We start from the raw sequence: 16,786 nt of genomic DNA, 5'->3' as shown, positions 1-16,786 counted from the left end.
CAGGAATTGAACTGGGGCAGACAGCGGCCACTCGGGGGGTCAGACGACCCGGGGACGGACGCTGTGTCGTAAAAAATAGGCCATATCCCGATAACCTGCAGCAAGTTTTCGATGCCCGTCGTAAACCTGCGCCGTTACTGGATCCACAGCAAATTCAGGAATACATGAAATCAAAGCCTGGCGATGCTTCAACAGCTAACCAGCGACTTGGCTAAAAGATAGGATTCGGCGACGCAGCACGCGCGCTGCGCCGGCGAACCTGCCGGGGCATCAACTGGGTTATCGGCCTCGCCGAGCGTTTGTGAAGGGCCCCACCCACAAAATTCCTGCCTCTCGCGAAGGAAGCAGGTTTCGGCCGAAACCGCTGCCATAAAGCTAGCTGGCCGTTTTCAATGCCGTTTGCAACGTCGCTGGTTTTTCAACGACCGCCTAGGTGAAGCGCGGCAGACTCAGGGTCACCCGCAAGCCGCCCTCGCGCAGATTGCGCAGACTCACCTCACCGCCGTGGCTGTGGGCGATGTTGCGCGCGATACCCAGGCCCAGGCCATAGCCCTGCTGCTGTCCGGCCAGGCGGAAATGCGGCTCGAACACCTGTTCCAGGCGCTGCTCGGGCACGCCCGGGCCCTCGTCGTCGACATGCAGAACGAAGGCGGCGGCATCGTCCTCGATGTGCAGGTGGGCGTTCTGCCCGTACTTCAGCGCGTTGTCCACCAGGTTGCCGATGCAGCGCTTGAGCGCCAGGGGTTTGCCGGGATAGGCCGCACGCGCCTGACCATCGAGGGTCACCCGACCATTGCCGGCCGGCGCCAGATAGGGTTCGACCACGTAATTGAGCAACTTATTGAGGTCGACCGGCTCGATATTTTCGTGAATGTCGGTGTCCTTGACGCATTGCAGGGCGCCCTTGACCAGCATCTCCAGCTCGTCGAGATCGCGACTGAACTTGGCCTGCACGACTTCGTCGTCGAGCAACTCGACGCGCAGGCGCAGACGGGTAATGGGCGTGCGCAGGTCATGGGAGATGGCGCTGAACAGCTGACTGCGTTCGCGCAGGTAACGACCGATGCGTTCGCGCATGGCGTTGAACGCGCGACTGACCTCGACCACCTCACTGCCACCCGCCTCGGGCAGCGGCTCGACCTCGCTGCCCAGCGACATTTCCCGCGCCGCCAGCGCCAGGCGCTTGAGCGGCCGGCTCTGCCAGTGCACCAGAATACCGATGAACAGCAACAGGAAGCTGCTGGTAAGAATGATGAACCACAGCTGCTGGGCCGGCAGCCCCTGCTGCTCCAGGCTGACATAGGGTTCGGGCATCAAGGATGCGAGGTACAGCCACTCGTTCGGCGCGATCTGGATCTGCGTCACCAGTACCGGCGGATTGAGCGGCTCCAGACTCAGGGCATAATGCGCCCAAGAGCGCGGCAGCTCGTCCAGCTTCAGCGCGTTGTTGAAGATACGCAGGTCATCCGGGCTGACGAACTGCGCCGACACATCCAGGTCCTTGCCCAGACGCTCGCGCAGGGTGGCGTCGACCGCATCGAGCACCGCACGCTTGCGCGGCGTTTCCGGCAATACCTGCATATCCAGCGGCTTGTCATTGAGCGAGACGAAGAAGCGCGTGCCGCCCATATTGCGCAGTTGATCGAGCACCATGGGCCGATAGCCCAGCGGCAGCGAGCGGAAGTAGCCGACACTGGCGGCCATCGACTGCGCCAGGCTGCGCGCACTGGTGAGCAGGCCCTCCATCTGACTGGCACGCAACTGCGACACCCAGATCACACTGGACAGCGCCTGGGCCAGCAACACCACCAACAAGGTCAACAGCAGCATGCGCCCGAGCAACGAGCGCGGCAGCGACAACCACTTGCGCAGGCTAAGCATGGCTGTGCGGCGTGACCGTCGCCGCCAACTGGTAACCGCTGCCGCGCACGGTGCGGATCAGCCGCGCCGGTTTGCCGGTATCGCGCAGGCGCTGACGCAGGCGGCTGACCGCCATGTCGACGATGCGCTCCAGCGGCATCACCTCGCGGCCGCGAGTGGCGTTGCCGATGGTATCGCGGTCGAGGATCTGCTGCGGGTGATCGAGAAACAGTTTGAGCAGGGCGAAGTCGGCGCCGGAGAGGATCACCTCCTCACCATCGGCATGGAACAGGCGGTGGCTGACCATGTCCAGGCGCCACTCATCGAAAGCCAGCATATCGCTGCCGCGCTCCTGGGTGAAGTGCACGCGGCGCAACAGGGCCTTGATCCGCGCCAGCAGCTCGCGCGGGCTGAACGGCTTGCCCAGGTAATCGTCGGCGCCCAGTTCCAGGCCGATGACCCGGTCGGTCTCATCCGAGCTGGCGGTGAGCATGATGATCGGCACCTGGGCAAAACGCTGATGCTCGCGCACCCAGCGACACAGGCTGAAACCATCCTCGTCGGGCAGCATCACATCGAGAATCACCAGATCGGCCGACTCGGCGCACAGGGCCTGACGAAAGCCGGCACCGTCGCCGACGGTACGCACCTGAAAGCCGGCACGGCTCAGGTAGGTGTGCAGCAGTTCGCGAATCTCTTGGTCGTCATCGACCAGCAGAATCGATTTTCCGGGCTGGCTCACAGCGGGCCTTCCTCATTCTTGTAGGGTGCGCCGTGCGCACCAGATCGTAGGGCGAACATGCCGCAGGCTTGTCCGCCATTCCGGCGGGCAACTGGCAGACCGCAGATCGCGGGCATGGCAACTAGGCGTCCCCCCGCTCCTGCAGGGGCAGCGCCTAAGGCCGTCCAATCGCCTGCTGCAAGGCCACGCCCGCGCCCATCAAACCCGGGTACTCGGCCGTCACCAACCATACCGGGATACCCTCGAAGTAGTCGCTCATGCGGCCCTTGTCGCGCAGGCAGCGGGCAAAGCCGCTGGCCAGGAAAAACTCGGCGAAGCGCGGCACCACGCCGCCGACAATATACACGCCGCCGCGCGCGCCCAGGCTCAACACGTTGTTGCCGGCGGCGCGCCCCAGCCAGCAGCAGAACTGTTCCAGCACCGCCACCGCCGCTGCATCGCCAGCCAGCGCCGCGGCTGTGACCTCGGCCGGCGAACTCAAGCGTGGCTCATGTCCATCCAGCGCGCAAACGGTGCGATAGAGCAGCAGCAGGCCACTGCCGCTGAGCACATCCTCGGCGCGCACATGGCCGAGCTGGCGATACAGCTGCTGCCACAACTCGGCCTCGCGCGGGCTGCCGATCGGCAGATCGACATGGCCGCCCTCGCCGGGCAAGGCCAGCCAGCTGCCATCGGCCAGGGCCAGCAGCGTGCCGACCCCCAGGCCGGTGCCCGGGCCGATCACCACGCAGGGCCGCTCGAGCTCGGGCGTGCCGGGACAGACCGGCAACCGCTCGTCATCGCGCAAGCGGGTCATGCCCAGGGCCATGGCGGAAAAATCGTTGATCAACAGCAACTCGCGCACCTGCAGCTCACGGCAGAAGACCGAGCGGCTGAGGCGCCAGTGGTTGTTGGTGAAGCGGAACAGGTCGCCGTCGACCGGCCCGGCGCAGGCCAGGCACACCGAATCCACCGAGCCGGGCGGCAGGCCCAGTTCACTCAGGTAGGCACGGATCGCCTGTTCCGGCCCCGGATAGTCGGCGGTGGCCAGCACCCGCACCGACTCCAGCTGTTCGTCGCGCCACAGGGCGAAGCGCGCGTTGGTGCCACCAATGTCACCGACCAGGGCCAGTTTCACTTCAGCGACTCCAGGCTGGTGGTGAAGGCGCAGGCACCCTGCTCTGCCGAGCTGAAGGACTGACGCATGAAGGCGAACAGCTCGCGGCCGCAGCCCACGGCATTGTCCAGGGTGCCGACCGCCGGCTCGCGCGCCGCCAGATCGGCGACATCGACCAGCAGCTGCAATTCGCCGGTGTGACCGTCGAGGCGGATCATGTCGCCGTCGCGCACCAGCGCCAACGGCCCGCCACCGTAGGCCTCGGGGCAGACGTGAATGGCCGCCGGGATCTTGCCCGAGGCGCCGGACATGCGCCCGTCGGTAACCAGCGCCACCTTGAAGCCGCGATCCTGCAGCACGCCAAGGAATGGGGTCATCTTGTGCAGCTCCGGCATGCCGTTGCTGCGCGGTCCCTGGAAGCGCATCACCGCGACGAAATCACGCTCCAGCTCGCCGGCCTTGAAGGCATCGGCCAGCTGCTGCTGATCCTCGAACACCAACGCAGGCGCCTCGACCAACTGGTGTTCCAGGGCCACGGCGGAGACCTTCATCACCCCGCGACCGAGGTTGCCCTGCATCAGACGCAGACCGCCCTCGGCGGAGAAGGGATTGGCCACCGGGCGCAGCACGCTTTCGTCATGACTCTTGCTCGGGCCGTCGCGCCAGACCAGCTGGCCGTCCTCCAGGAAGGGTTCGCGGGTGTAGCGACTCAGGCCATGACCGGCCACGGTGTTGACGTTCTCGTGCAGCAGCCCGGCATCGAGCAGCTCGCGAATCAGGAAGGCCATGCCGCCGGCCGCCTGGAAATGGTTGATGTCGTCCTTGCCGTTGGGATAGACGTGGGCCAGGGTCGGCGTCACGGCCGACAGATCGGCCATGTCCTGCCAGGTCAGCTGGATCCCCGCCGCCCGAGCGATGGCTGGCATATGCAGGGTGTGGTTGGTCGAGCCGCCAGTGGCGCTCAGGGCGACGATGGAATTGACCAGACAACGCTCGTCGACGATCTCGCCGAGCGGCATGAATTGCCCGCTCTGCGTGGTCAGGCGGGTGACCTGCTGCGCCGCCTCGCGGGTCAGGGCATCGCGCAGCGGGGTGTTGGGGTTGATGAAGGAGGCGCCCGGCAGATGCAGGCCCATCACTTCCATGAGCAATTGATTGGTGTTGGCAGTGCCATAGAAGGTGCAGGTGCCGGGGCTGTGGTAGGCGGCCATCTCGGCGGCCAGCAGTTCGTCGCGCGTCGCCTTGCCCTCGGCATAGCGCTGGCGCACGTCGGCCTTGTCCTTGTTCGACAGTCCGGACGGCATGGGGCCGGCCGGCACAAACAGGCTCGGCAGATGGCCGAAACGCAGGGCACCCATCATCAGGCCGGGGACGATCTTGTCGCAGATCCCCAGGTACAACGCGGCGTCGAACATGTTGTGCGACAGCGCCACCGCGGTGGCCATGGCGATCACCTCGCGGCTGGCGATGCCCAGCTCCATGCCCGGCTCGCCCTGGGTCACGCCGTCGCACATGGCCGGCACGCCGCCGGCGAACTGGCCGACCGAACCGATTTCGCGCAGGGCCTGCTTGATTCGCTCGGGATAGTTTTCATAGGGCTGGTGGGCCGAGAGCATGTCGTTATAGGCAGAAATAATCGCCACGTTGGCCGCGTTCATCAGCCGCAGGGTCTGCTTGTCTTCGCTGCCGCAGCCGGCCACGCCGTGGGCGAAATTGGCGCATTGCAGCTTGCCGCGCTGTGGGCCTTCGCTGGCCGCCGCGCGAATCATCGCCAAATAGGGCTCGCGCGTGGCGCGGCTGCGGGCGATCAGGCGGTCGGTTACCTCAAGTACGCGGGGATGCATGTGGTTGACTCCAGGCTGATGGATAGCGGTATTTTGTACTTACTACAAAAATACTGCCACTTAAAACACTTGATTTCTATAATTAGCGGCATAATCTTGTAATTCCAACAACAAAACCAGGTCGAGACCTCTCCTATGACTATCCGCATCGCAATCAACGGTTTTGGCCGCATCGGCCGCAACGTGCTCCGCGCCCTCTACAGTCAAGATTACCGTCAACAGTTGCAGGTGGTCGCCATCAACGACCTCGGCGACAGCGCGATGAATGCCCACCTGCTCAAGTACGACAGCGTGCACGGGATCTTCGCCGGCAGCGTCGACTGCGATGGCGAAAGCCTCACCGTCAATGATGATCGTATCGCTGTCAGCGCCATTCGCAACCCGGCCGACCTGCCGTGGCAGGCGCTCAAGGTCGACGTGGTATTCGAGTGCACTGGGCTGTTCACCGAGCGCGACAAGGCCGCCGCCCACCTCGCCGCCGGCGCACGCAAGGTGATCATCTCGGCACCGGCCAAGGGCGCCGACGCCACCATCGTCTACGGCGTCAATCACGACATTCTGCGCCAGTCCATGCAGATAATCTCCAACGCCTCCTGCACCACCAACTGCCTGGCCCCGGTGGCCCAGGTGCTGCAGCGCGAGCTGGGCATCGAACACGGCCTGATGACCACCATCCACGCCTACACCAACGACCAGAACCTCTCCGACGTCTACCACAGCGATCCCTACCGCGCCCGTTCGGCCACCCAGTCGATGATCCCGACCAAGACCGGCGCCGCCGAAGCGGTCGGCCTGGTGTTGCCGGAACTGGCCGGCAAACTGACCGGCATGGCCGTGCGCGTGCCGGTGATCAACGTCTCGCTGGTCGACCTGACCCTGCAGGTCAAGCGCGAAACCACCGCCGAAGAAATCAACCAGTTGCTGCTGAGCGCCAGCCGCACTTCGCCGGTGCTGGGCTACAACAGCCTGCCGCTGGTCTCCTGCGACTTCAACCACAACCCGCTGTCGTCGATCTTCGACGCCAACCACACCAAGGTCAGCGGCAAGCTGGTGAAAGTCATGGCCTGGTACGACAACGAATGGGGCTTCTCCAACCGCATGCTGGATACCTGCCTGGCCCTGCATAACGCGGCTTGAAGGCGATTGCGGGCGGCACCTCGGTCTGTGCAGGAGCCCGGACGCAATCCGCGACAGCGTTTCCCCGGATTGCATCCGGGCTACCAGGCGTACCGAGCCTGATCGATTACCCGCACAGCTAGCGAGACCAGGAACCCAGCATGAGCCGTATCAGCTTTACCACCGCCAGCCTGCCCGAGCGCAAGCGCATCGCCCTGGTCGCCCACGACCATTGCAAGGAATTTCTCCTCGACTGGAGCGAACGCCAACGTGACAAGCTGGCCAGGCACCACCTGCTGGCCACCGGCACCACCGGCCTGCTGCTCGGCCGACGCCTTCACCTGCCGATCGAAAGTATGATCAGCGGCCCGCTCGGCGGCGACCAGCAACTGGGTGCGCGCATCGCCGAGCGGCGGGTGGACATGCTGGTGTTCTTCTGGGATCCCTTCGAACAGCAGCCCCATGACCCGGACATCAAGGCCCTGCTGCGCGTGGCTGCGGTGTGGAACATCCCGGTGGCGTGCAACGAAAGCAGCGCCGACTACATGCTCAGCAGCGCGCTACTGGATCAGGCCCACGACTACCGCATCCCCGACTACAGCGCCTACCTCGCCGCCCGCAGCTGACTGCCGCGTCACCCGAGCGATAATCCCCTGACGCCGCGCGCACCACGCGGCGCCTGCAGGCAGCGGCGCCCTGTCCGCCGCCCCAGCCACTCCCGCATTCCGCAATGTCGCGCTCTGGCATGCCTGCGTTTTTTGTTCGAGCGTGCCTGTAACAAAACCAAATCCGCTCCGTCTCTAGATGCAGGAACCGCAAACGCAGCCGAGGCGAAACGCCCGATGCGACATGCCGCTCCATGCTGACCCGCACCAATCAATCGCTAAGACGGAGCAACCCAGATGAACACCACCGCTTCCCATACCGCTGTTTCGGCCGCTGCGCTCGCTCTCGCCCTGGGCGCAGCCCTGGCGATTTCCAGCGCGCCGCTCACCGCCCAGGCGGCGGACAGCGAGAAATGTTTTGGCGTCGCCATGCAGGGTAAGAACGATTGCGCCGCTGGCCCCGGCACCACCTGTGCCGGCACTTCCAAGGTCGACTACCAGGGCAACGCCTGGAAGCTTGTACCCCAGGGCACCTGCGAACAGACCGCCTCGCCAACCTCGCCGACCGGCTTCGGCCAGCTCGAGGCCTTCGAGGAAGTGAAGCAATCCTAGGACTCTCGCCTGCTGCGACCGCTCCAGGCACCCGCTGCTGACGCTGCGAATGCCGGGGCGGCCGCGCTTGCCACCCCACCTGAGCCACTCCGCAGGAGCGCCGAAGATGATCGTCTCGTCAACCCAGGCTACCCACGGCGCTCCCGCACTGCGGCCCCAGCTGCCATCTCGGGCCGGCATCGGCCTGAAATCGCAGCATTACCAACAGATCCTCGAGGCCAACCCTGCAGTCGGCTTCTTCGAGGTGCATGCCGAGAACTACCTGGTGGCGGGCGGGCCCTTCCACCACTACCTGGGCCTGATCCGCGAACGCTACCCGCTGTCGATCCATGGCGTCGGCCTGTCGATCGGCGCGCAGCAGCCGCTCGACCGGGAACATCTCGAGCGCCTGGCCAGCCTACTCGAGCGCTATCAGCCGCAGGCTTTTTCCGAACACCTGGCCTGGTCGAGCCATGGCGATGTGTTTCTCAATGACCTGCTGCCGCTGGCCTACGACACCGCGACCCTGGACCGGGTCTGCGCGCATATCGATCAGGTGCAAAGCCGCTTGCAGCGCCAGCTGCTGCTGGAGAATCCGGCGACCTATGTCGAATTCGCCAACTCGAGCATGGACGAAGCCGCCTTCATCGGCGAAGTGGTCCGCCGCACCGGCTGCGGCCTGCTGCTGGACGTCAACAACGCCTATGTTTCCAGCATCAATCATCACTGGGACGTGCAGGCCTACCTGCGTGCCCTGCCGCTGCACGCAGTCGGTGAAATCCACCTCGCCGGCTTCGCCGAAGACCGCGACGCGGCGGGCGATCGCCTGCTGATCGACAACCACGGCGCGCCCGTCGACGACGCCGTATGGCGGCTCTACAGCGAGGTGCTGCAACTGATCGGCGCGACCCCGACCCTGCTCGAACGGGACAACGCCATTCCGCCCCTGGATCTATTGCTGGAGGAGGCGCAGCGCGCACAGACGCTGCTCGACGCCACTCAGCCGACTCGACGGCAGGCCTCTGCATGAACAGCCAACAGGCGTTTGTCGCCGCCCTGCTCGATCCCGAGCACGATTGCCCGGCGGACTTGAAAGCCTGGAACGGCTCGGATCCGGCAGCGCGCTTCGCCGTCTACCGCAACAACGTCCTCAGTTCGCTGATCGACGCCCTGGCCGCCAGCTTCCCGGTGGTGCAGCAACTGGTGGGCGAGGCGTTCTTCCGCGCCATGGCGGCCGTCTTCGTGCGCCACTCGCCGCCGCGCACGCGCATCCTGGCCGACTACGGCGCCGACTTCCCGGCATTCATCGAGGACTTCGCCCCGGCCGGCAGCCTGGCGTACCTGGCGGACGTGGCGCGCCTCGAACGGCTGCGCATCCGCGCCTACCACGCGGCCGACGCCGCGCCCATGAACGCGGAGGTGCTGGCCACGGCTCTGGCGGCACCCGAGCGCCTCGGCGGCCTGCTGTTGCACCTGCAGCCCGCGCTCGGCCTGCTCGACTCGGCCTTCGCGGTGGTCTCGCTGTGGGCCGCCCATCAGGGCGCGCTGGCGCTGGCCGAGGTCGACCCCGACCAGGCGCAATGCGCCCTGGTGCTGCGCAACGGCCTGGCAGTCGAGGTGCTCGGCATCCGCTCAGGCGACGCTGTGTTTATCCAGGCCCTGCTCCGGGACCAACCGCTGGGCGCCGCCGCGCAGCTAGCGCTGGCGTCCGACCCGGCCTTCGACCTCGGCACCAGCCTGACCTACCTGCTACGCGCAGGTGCAATCACCCACTGTGCATACGACAAGCAAAGGCCACTGCCATGACCGCTCATGCCCTGACCCACCCCACTACCCCAGCTCGCCTGATCGCCCGCGCGATCGAGCTGTGCACGCGGATCCCCTACAGCCTGATCGCCTTGCTCGCGCGCTTCTCGATTGCCGCGACCTTCTGGAAGTCCGGGCAGACCAAGATCGAAGGCCTGGCCATCGACATCATCTCCGGGACCTTCGAGCTCGGCCTGCCCAGGCTCTCCGCCTCGGCCATCCCGCTGTTTGAACATGAGTACCAGCTGCCACTGCTGGCGCCTGCACTGGCCGCGCAGCTGGCCGCCTTCAGCGAGCACCTGTTTCCACTGCTGATCCTGCTCGGCCTGGCCACGCGCTTCTCCGCCCTGGCCCTGTTCGGCATGACCCTGGTCATTCAGCTGTTCGTCTACCCGGATGCCTACCCGACCCACGGGGTCTGGGCGGCGGTGTTGCTGCTGCTCGTGGCCAAGGGGCCGGGGCTGCTGGCCATCGACCATCTGATTGCCCGGCGTTATGGCTACCCCGACTAATCCGTCTGGTCGCCCAGCCGCTCGCCCAGATAATCGAGAAAGCAGGTGATGCGTGAAGTCAGCGCGGTGTTGCGGTAGTAGACCGCATGGATCGGCTGGCACACCTCGACCGTGTGCTGCGCCAGGATCTGCACCAGCTCGCCGCGGGCGCGGTCGGCGTGAGTCATGAAGTCGGCCAGACAGACGATGCCGGCATCGGCCAGGGCCAGCTGGCGCAGGGTTTCACCGCTGGAAGCCTGCAGGCTCGGGCTGATCGCCAGGGCATCGCCCAGCGGATGGCGCAGCGGCCACTGGTTGAGGCTGTCCGGCTGGGTGAAGCCAAGCAGACTATGGTCGCGTAACGATTCGACGCTTTGCGGCATGCCCCGAGCCTCGAGGTAGGCCGGGCTGGCGAGGATGCGCAGGCGATTGCTGCCCAGCGCGCGCGCATGCAGGGTCGAATCGCGCAGCGGACCGATGCGGATGGCGACATCGGTGCGCTGCTCGAGCAGATCGATGATCTGGTCGCTGCTGTGCAGTTCCAGCTGGATTTCCGGGTACTGCGCGCGAAAGCCTGCAATCAGCGGCACCACGGCATGCAGCATGAACGGCGCGGCGGCATTCACCCGCAGACGCCCGGCAGGCTTCTGCCGACGCACCTTCATCTGCTCTTCGGCGTCCTCGACCGCGTCGAGGATCTTGCGCGCCTGGGCGAGAAAGGCCTGGCCCTCCTCGGTCAGCTCCAGGCGCCGGGTGGTACGGCGCAACAGGGTGACATCCAGCTTGTCTTCCAGCCGGCTCAAGGCACGACTGACGCCGGAAGCGGTCTGCGCCAGGTGTTCGGCCGCAGCGGTAATAGAGCCGCTGTCCACCACGCTGACAAAGGCCAGCAATTCATCGAGGGTCGTTTTCATTCGTGCATATTAGTCAACTATCTTGTGCTCGAAACCCTATTTTTACGCATGAGTAGCCGGGCGACACTGCGCACCTCACAGTTTCCCCTGGAGTCCCTGCCATGCCCATCGCCTTGCTGGCGCTTACCCTCAGCGCCTTCGCCATCGGCACCACCGAGTTCGTTATCGTTGGCCTGCTGCCCACCATCGCCGCCGACCTCGGCGTCAGCCTGCCGTCCGCCGGTTTGCTGGTCAGCCTCTACGCCCTCGGCGTGGCCATTGGCGCGCCCGTGCTCACCGCACTGACCGGCAAAGTGCCGCGCAAGCTGCTGCTTCTGTCATTGATGGTGCTGTTTACCCTCGGCAACCTGCTGGCCTGGCAGGCACCCGGCTACGAGTCGCTGGTCATTGCGCGGATCGTCACCGGCCTGGCTCACGGCGTGTTCTTCTCCATCGGCGCAACCATCGCCACCAGCCTGGTACCCAAGGAAAAAGCCGCCAGCGCTATCGCCATCATGTTCACCGGCCTGACCGTGGCGCTGGTCACCGGCGTACCGCTGGGCACCTTCATCGGCCAGCATTTCGGCTGGCGCGAAACCTTCCTCGCCGTCTCCGCCTTGGGGGTGATCGCCTTTATCGGCAGCCTGCTGTTCGTGCCGCAGAACATCCAGCACAGCAAGCCGGCCTCGTTGTTGCAGCAACTGCGGGTGCTCAAGCAACCGCGCCTGCTGCTGGTCTATGCGATGACCGCAATCGGCTACGGTGGCACCTTCACCGCCTTCACCTTTCTCGCACCGATCCTGCAGGACATCGCCGGTTTCAGCGCCGGCAGCGTCAGCCTGGTACTGCTGGTGTATGGCGTGTCCGTTGCCGTAGGCAATATCTGGGGCGGCAAGCTGGCGGATAAACACGGGCCGATCAGCGCCCTGAAGATCATCTTCCTGCTGCTCGCCGCGGTGCTATTTATGCTCACGTTTACCGCACACAACCAGTGGCTGGCGCTGGGTACGGTGCTGCTCTGGGGTGCGGTGGCCTTCGGCAACGTGCCGGGTCTGCAACTGTATGTGGTACGCCAGGCCGAGCATTTCAGCCCACAGGCAGTGGATGTGGCGTCGGGCCTGAACATCGCCGCCTTCAATCTCGGCATCGCCGGCGGCGCCTGGGGGGGCGGCCTGATAGTCATGCATCTGGGGCTGATCCACACCGCCTGGATCGGCGCGCTGGTGGTGCTGCTGGCGCTGGCCCTGACGGCCTGGAGCGGTCGCCTGGACCGGGATGATCCGACGCTGGCCAGCCCCGCTTGCGCTGCAGTCTAGGACGCGGCGGGTATTCGCAACACCTCGTACCGTTGAGCCCGCCCGGGGTAAGCGTCCTGGAGACCCCAGGCGAAGCGGATGCGCGCTGCTGGCAAGAAGCGGGCGAGCCGGGCCAGCGTTCACCCCGCCTGACCGCCCTCACCGGCACAGCAATCGCGGCTGTCCAGGGCCTCCAGCAAGCGGCAGTGCTCGGCCTCGGCGCTGGTACAGCCGGCCAGCTTGCTCAGCTCCGCTTTCATCTTCTGCAAGTCGCGAATCCGCGCCTCGATAGTCAGCAAATGCGCTTGCACCAACTGGTCGGCTTCCGCGCAGGGGCTGTGGGGCTGGGCGGCCAAGCCGAGCAAGGTGCGAATCTCCTCCAGGCTGAAACCCAGTTCGCGGCCGCGGCGGATAAAGCGCAGCCGGCGGATATCGGCCTCTTCGTAATGGCGATAGCCCGAGGCGCTGCGTCTGGGTGGCGGCAGCAGTTCACTGCGCTCGTAGAAACGAATGGTCTCCAGATTGACCCCGCTCTCGCGGCTCAACCCACTGATGGTCAGCGGTTTGCCCATGGCTTGACTCCGTAGTGACTACAGGGTTTAGCGTAGCGCCCATACCCTTCCAGGAGAAGCCAAATGGGCGCCAATTGCTGCAACACAGTATCGAGCTGCGAAACCACCCGCCTCAGCAAACGCTACCGCAAGATTCTCTGGATCGCCCTGGTAGTCAACCTGGGCATGTTCGGCGTGGAAATCATCGCCGGCCTGCGTGCCGACTCGGTATCGCTGCTGGCGGACTCGCTGGACTTTCTCGGCGATGCCGCCAACTACGGCATCAGCCTGGCGGTGCTGGGCATGAGCCTGACCCTGCGCGCCAGAGCCTCGCTGTTCAAAGCCCTGTCCATGCTGGTATTCGGCGTCGGCGTGCTGATCGCGGCGATCTGGCACCTGCTCAGCGGCCAGGTGCCCGACGCCCCCATCATGGGCGTGGTCGGCACCCTGGCACTGCTGGCCAACGTTGGCGTGGCAGGCCTGCTCTACGCCTACCGCGAGGGTGACAGCAATATGCGCAGCGTCTGGCTGTGCTCGCGCAACGACGCCCTCGGCAATATCGCCGTGCTGTTCGCCGCCCTCGGCGTATTCGGTACCGGCAGCGCCTGGCCGGACCTGCTGGTGGCCAGCCTCATGGCCGGCCTGGCGGTCACTGCCTCCTATCAGGTGATGCGCCATGCGCGCCAGGAGCTGGCCGAAGAGGCCGAGGTCAAAGCCGTGGTCTAAGCGGTGCACCATGCTCCGAGCATCGAGAGTCGCTCGGCGAAAGCCAGGTGCCGGGCTGCCGGGCCGCCGGACCGCCACAAATCCACCTTGCCCCTGCCCGCCTTTATCACCCCGCGCTTGTCCTTGCCTCCCAATCGGCGCTTCTTCGAGCCCAGGGTCGGCTTGGTCGAGCGTCGGGATTCTTCGGTTTTGCCGGCGTTGCGGATCAACTCGGCCAGGCGCTCGAGGGCGTCGCGCGGTTCTGCTCCTGGGTGCGGTATTGCTGGCCTTGATGATCACCACGCCCCCCCGGCAGCGATGCGGCTGTCGCGCAGCGCCAGCAAACGCTCCTTGTGGAACGGCGACAAGGAAAAGACCTGGCTGTCGAAGCGCAGGAGCACGGAGCAGGAGACCTCGTTGACGTTATGCCCGCCCGCGCCTTGCGCACGGATGGCGGCCAACTCGATTCCGTCGCTGGGCAGATGGACGCCATCGGAAATAACCCGCATGCAGCATGTCTCGGCCAGATTGAATCGCAAAGATAACCGCAACCGCCACTTCTGTACGTGATTGCGCAACCCTGTACAGCCCAAGCTCCGAGCCAGAACCTGACTAACAATTGCCTGATGGCTAATTGAAATCACAAATAGCTATACAGATAATTATTACTGTATAAGTATTGTCAAACATCAGCGCACTGCGATAAGCCATAGCCCACTATGGCAAACAGCAATAACGCAATATCAGGGTTTTAGGCGCGGCGAAATCGACCAATCGAACTGCCAGAAAAAAGTCACCCGCGCCCTGCACCCTCCAACTACACCCACCTGCCACCGCCCGCCGGGGTAAGAAGGAGCGTTTCAATGCAAGCACAACTGAGCATCGCCCAGCGTCTGGGCCTGGGGTTCGGCCTGATTCTGTCGCTGATGGTCCTGATCACCCTGATCGGCATGCAGCGAGTCGGCTTTATCGACAGCACGCTGACCTCCATTAGCGAAGGGGCCACGGTGCGGCAGCGCCACGCCATCAACTTTCGCGGCAGCGTGCATGACCGCGCCATTTCCATTCGCGACGCGGTTCTGGTGAACAATGACCAGGAACTGAACCGCCATTTGGACGAGATCGCTCGCCTGGATGCCTACTACCAACAATCCGCCCAACCGATGGACCGCCTGTTCGCCGAGGGCGCTCCGACACCGACCGAAGAGAAACTGTTGAACGATGTCAAGGATATCGAGCGCAGCACCCTGGCCCTGACCGACAGGCTGATTGGTCAGCGTCAGGCTGGGGATATCCCAGGCGCTCAAGCCTTGTTGCTAAGTGACGTGTCACCGGCTTACAGCGAATGGCTCAAGCGCATCAACGCCCTTATCGACCATGAGGAACACGTCATCAGCCAGGATATCAGCGCGGTGCGCGAAGCAGCCGGCGGCTTCCGCCTGCTGATCCTGCTGGTTACCGCGGTGGCTATCGCCCTCAGCATCGGCGTGTCGCTAGTGATAATCCGCAAGCTGAAATCGACCTTGGGCGCCGAACCCTACGAGGTGGCCCAAGCCATCCAGCGCCTTGCCGACGGCGAGTTGAATCAGCGCATCGATACCCGCTACCCGCACAGCGTCATGGGCGCTTTGCACAACATGCTCGGACGCCTTACCGACACCATCGCCCAGGTACGCAGCGCGGCTGGCGAGCTGAGCCTATCGTCCGAGCAATTGCTAATCACCTCGGACCGCAACAACCAGCAAATTCGCCTGCAATCGAGCGAAGCCGAGCAGATGGCCACCGCGGTCAATGAGATGGCCGCCACCGTCAATGAAGTGGCCGGCTACGCCGCAAGCGCCGCCTCCGCCACCCGCACCGCCGACAGCGAAGTGGCGACCGGCAACCGCATGGTCAGCGAAACCGCCGAGGCCATCCAGAACCTGGCGAAGATTCTGGAAAGCGCCGCCGAAAGCGTGCAACAGGTTTCCAGCGACAGCGAAAACATCGAGAAAATCATAGAGGTAATAACCGCCATCGCCGAGCAGACCAACCTGCTGGCGCTCAATGCAGCCATCGAAGCGGCAAGGGCCGGCGAGCATGGTCGCGGATTCGCTGTGGTGGCCGACGAAGTGCGCTCCCTGGCCACCCGCACCCAGGACTCCACCCGGGAAATCCGCGGCATGATCGGCAAGCTCCAGGAAGGCGCCGGCAAAGCCGCCGAAGTGATGCACAGCAGCCGCCAGCTGGCCAAGCAGACAGTGGAGCAAACCGGCCTGGCGGAAAGTGCGCTGAACAAGATCCGCACTGAGGTGACCGCGATCAACGATATGAATGCGCAGATCGCCAGTGCCTCGGAAGAACAAAGCGCGGTGGCCGAAGAGGTCAACCAGAACATCAACCGCATTCACAATGCCACCCTGGAAACCTCGGCCGGCTCCACCCAGGTGGCTTCTTCAAGCCGCGAACTGGCGACCCTGGCCAATCGCTTGAGCGACAAGGTCAGTTTCTTCAAGCTTTAAGCGGACCGTCAAAAATCCACTTTACCCCTGCCCGCCTTGATCGCCCCGCGCTTGTTCTTGCCTTCCAACCGGCGCTTCTTCGAGCCCAGGGTCGGCTTGGTCGGGCGCCGGGCCTTTTCGGTTTTACCGGCATTGCGGATCAACTCGGCCAGCCGCTCGAGGGCATCGGCGCGGTTCTGCTCCTGGGTGCGGTATTGCTGGGCCTTGATGATCACCACGCCCTCGGCGGTGATGCGGCTGTCACGCAGCGCCAGCAGGCGCTCCTTGTAGAACGCCGGCAAGGACGAGGCCTGGCTGTCGAAACGCAGGTGCATGGCGCTGGAGACCTTGTTGACGTTCTGCCCTCCGGCGCCTTGCGCACGGATGGCGGTCAACTCGATTTCAGCGTCGGGCAGGTGAACGCTGTTGGAAATAACCAGCATGGCAAAGGGCTTCGGCAGAAAGGGCCGTCAGGATATACCCAAGTGCGCCTGGAAAAGGTCGCAGCAAGCGCGATTGTTCAGTTCCACCGCCGGCGAGTAGTCGCCCCGACGGCAACCTGGACAATAGCTGTCATTCCCCTGTAACCGGGCAAAACAAAGCACCCGAAACCGCAGGCACTCTGTGCAAGCCATGGCATACTGCCATCTGTCTGATAGCGTACAGATGCGAGCACAGCAGCTTGCGTAAATGGCCAATCAGCAGAACCTC

Annotated in this window: 15 protein-coding genes and 3 pseudogenes; 10 read left to right on the top strand and 8 right to left on the bottom strand. The window is 64.6% G+C overall.

The genetic code is table 11. The annotated features are described in order from the left end of the window. Positions 1-429: 429 nt before the first annotated feature. The 4 genes from R3355_RS14725 to edd all read right to left on the bottom strand — a co-directional run bounded on the left by R3355_RS14725 (position 430) and on the right by edd (position 5,542). Entirely contained in the window at positions 430-1,881 is a 1,452-nt protein-coding gene (locus tag R3355_RS14725) for an ATP-binding protein (RefSeq protein WP_318946437.1), read from the bottom strand. Beyond that, positions 1,874-2,602, bottom strand: a complete 729-nt coding sequence (locus R3355_RS14720; protein ID WP_318961855.1) for a response regulator transcription factor — start codon at positions 2,600-2,602, stop codon at positions 1,874-1,876. Before R3355_RS14720 ends, R3355_RS14725 begins: the two co-directional genes overlap by 8 nt. 154 nt (positions 2,603-2,756) lie before the next feature. Further along, the gene (locus tag R3355_RS14715) at positions 2,757-3,719 is read right to left on the bottom strand and encodes a glucokinase (RefSeq protein ID WP_318961854.1); all 963 of its coding nucleotides are present in this window, start codon (positions 3,717-3,719) and stop codon (positions 2,757-2,759) included. Continuing rightward, a complete protein-coding gene (gene edd / locus R3355_RS14710) occupies positions 3,716-5,542 on the bottom strand; it encodes a phosphogluconate dehydratase (RefSeq protein WP_318961853.1) in 1,827 nt (608 codons plus the stop codon). Before edd ends, R3355_RS14715 begins: the two co-directional genes overlap by 4 nt. Before the next feature lie 135 nt (positions 5,543-5,677). Here edd and gap point away from each other — a divergent pair, with 135 nt between their 5' ends. From gap to R3355_RS14680, 6 genes are all read left to right on the top strand, one after another. Then, positions 5,678-6,679 (top strand): type I glyceraldehyde-3-phosphate dehydrogenase, encoded by a 1,002-nt coding sequence (gene gap, locus R3355_RS14705; RefSeq protein WP_318961852.1) that lies wholly within the window; start codon positions 5,678-5,680, stop codon positions 6,677-6,679. A 140-nt stretch (positions 6,680-6,819) separates the two neighbouring features. Continuing rightward, positions 6,820-7,284 (top strand): methylglyoxal synthase, encoded by a 465-nt coding sequence (locus R3355_RS14700; protein ID WP_318961851.1) that lies wholly within the window; start codon positions 6,820-6,822, stop codon positions 7,282-7,284. A 276-nt stretch (positions 7,285-7,560) separates the two neighbouring features. After that, entirely contained in the window at positions 7,561-7,875 is a 315-nt protein-coding gene (locus tag R3355_RS14695; protein ID WP_318961850.1) for a DUF2282 domain-containing protein, read from the top strand. Positions 7,876-7,981: 106 nt separating this feature from the next. Further along, positions 7,982-8,884, top strand: a complete 903-nt coding sequence (locus R3355_RS14690) for a DUF692 domain-containing protein (protein ID WP_318961849.1) — start codon at positions 7,982-7,984, stop codon at positions 8,882-8,884. After that, positions 8,881-9,660 (top strand): DNA-binding domain-containing protein, encoded by a 780-nt coding sequence (locus R3355_RS14685; RefSeq protein ID WP_318961848.1) that lies wholly within the window; start codon positions 8,881-8,883, stop codon positions 9,658-9,660. The genes R3355_RS14690 and R3355_RS14685 overlap by 4 nt, the downstream gene beginning before the upstream one ends. Next, entirely contained in the window at positions 9,657-10,172 is a 516-nt protein-coding gene (locus R3355_RS14680; protein ID WP_318961847.1) for a DoxX family protein, read from the top strand. The genes R3355_RS14685 and R3355_RS14680 overlap by 4 nt, the downstream gene beginning before the upstream one ends. Here R3355_RS14680 and R3355_RS14675 read toward each other — a convergent pair. Further along, the gene (locus R3355_RS14675; protein ID WP_318961846.1) at positions 10,169-11,065 is read right to left on the bottom strand and encodes a LysR substrate-binding domain-containing protein; all 897 of its coding nucleotides are present in this window, start codon (positions 11,063-11,065) and stop codon (positions 10,169-10,171) included. The two genes, R3355_RS14680 and R3355_RS14675, sit on opposite strands and share 4 nt — an antisense overlap. A 101-nt stretch (positions 11,066-11,166) precedes the next feature. Between R3355_RS14675 and R3355_RS14670 the strand changes: the two genes are divergently transcribed. Continuing rightward, positions 11,167-12,360, top strand: a complete 1,194-nt coding sequence (locus R3355_RS14670; protein WP_318961845.1) for an MFS transporter — start codon at positions 11,167-11,169, stop codon at positions 12,358-12,360. A 119-nt stretch (positions 12,361-12,479) separates the two neighbouring features. Here the strand turns inward: R3355_RS14670 and R3355_RS14665 are convergent, their stop codons facing one another. Next, on the bottom strand, positions 12,480-12,911 hold the full coding sequence (locus R3355_RS14665) for a MerR family DNA-binding protein (RefSeq protein ID WP_318961844.1): 432 nt from the start codon (positions 12,909-12,911) through the stop codon (positions 12,480-12,482). A gap of 63 nt (positions 12,912-12,974) precedes the next feature. Here R3355_RS14665 and R3355_RS14660 point away from each other — a divergent pair, with 63 nt between their 5' ends. Beyond that, entirely contained in the window at positions 12,975-13,616 is a 642-nt protein-coding gene (locus R3355_RS14660; RefSeq protein ID WP_318961843.1) for a cation transporter, read from the top strand. A gap of 80 nt (positions 13,617-13,696) precedes the next feature. Here the strand turns inward: R3355_RS14660 and arfB (R3355_RS14655) are convergent. Continuing rightward, a pseudogene (arfB, locus tag R3355_RS14655) lies at positions 13,697-14,104 on the bottom strand (alternative ribosome rescue aminoacyl-tRNA hydrolase ArfB); the annotation flags it as partial. A 354-nt stretch (positions 14,105-14,458) separates the two neighbouring features. On the opposite strand from arfB (R3355_RS14655), the pseudogene R3355_RS24390 reads away from it, so the two are divergent. Then, positions 14,459-14,971 (top strand): annotated as a pseudogene (locus R3355_RS24390) (MCP four helix bundle domain-containing protein); the annotation flags it as partial. Positions 14,972-15,580: 609 nt separating this feature from the next. Continuing rightward, positions 15,581-16,096, top strand: a pseudogene (locus R3355_RS24385) (methyl-accepting chemotaxis protein); the annotation flags it as partial. Between the two features lie 8 nt (positions 16,097-16,104). Here the strand turns inward: R3355_RS24385 and arfB (R3355_RS14645) are convergent. After that, the gene (arfB, locus tag R3355_RS14645; RefSeq protein WP_318961841.1) at positions 16,105-16,518 is read right to left on the bottom strand and encodes an alternative ribosome rescue aminoacyl-tRNA hydrolase ArfB; all 414 of its coding nucleotides are present in this window, start codon (positions 16,516-16,518) and stop codon (positions 16,105-16,107) included. Positions 16,519-16,786: the final 268 nt, after the last annotated feature.

The sequence above is a fragment of the Pseudomonas sp. genome, from assembly GCF_033723075.1.
GTDB lineage: Bacteria > Pseudomonadota > Gammaproteobacteria > Pseudomonadales > Pseudomonadaceae > Aquipseudomonas.
Note: the sequence above shows the minus strand (reverse complement) of the source record. Positions and strands in the feature narration are given on the sequence as shown.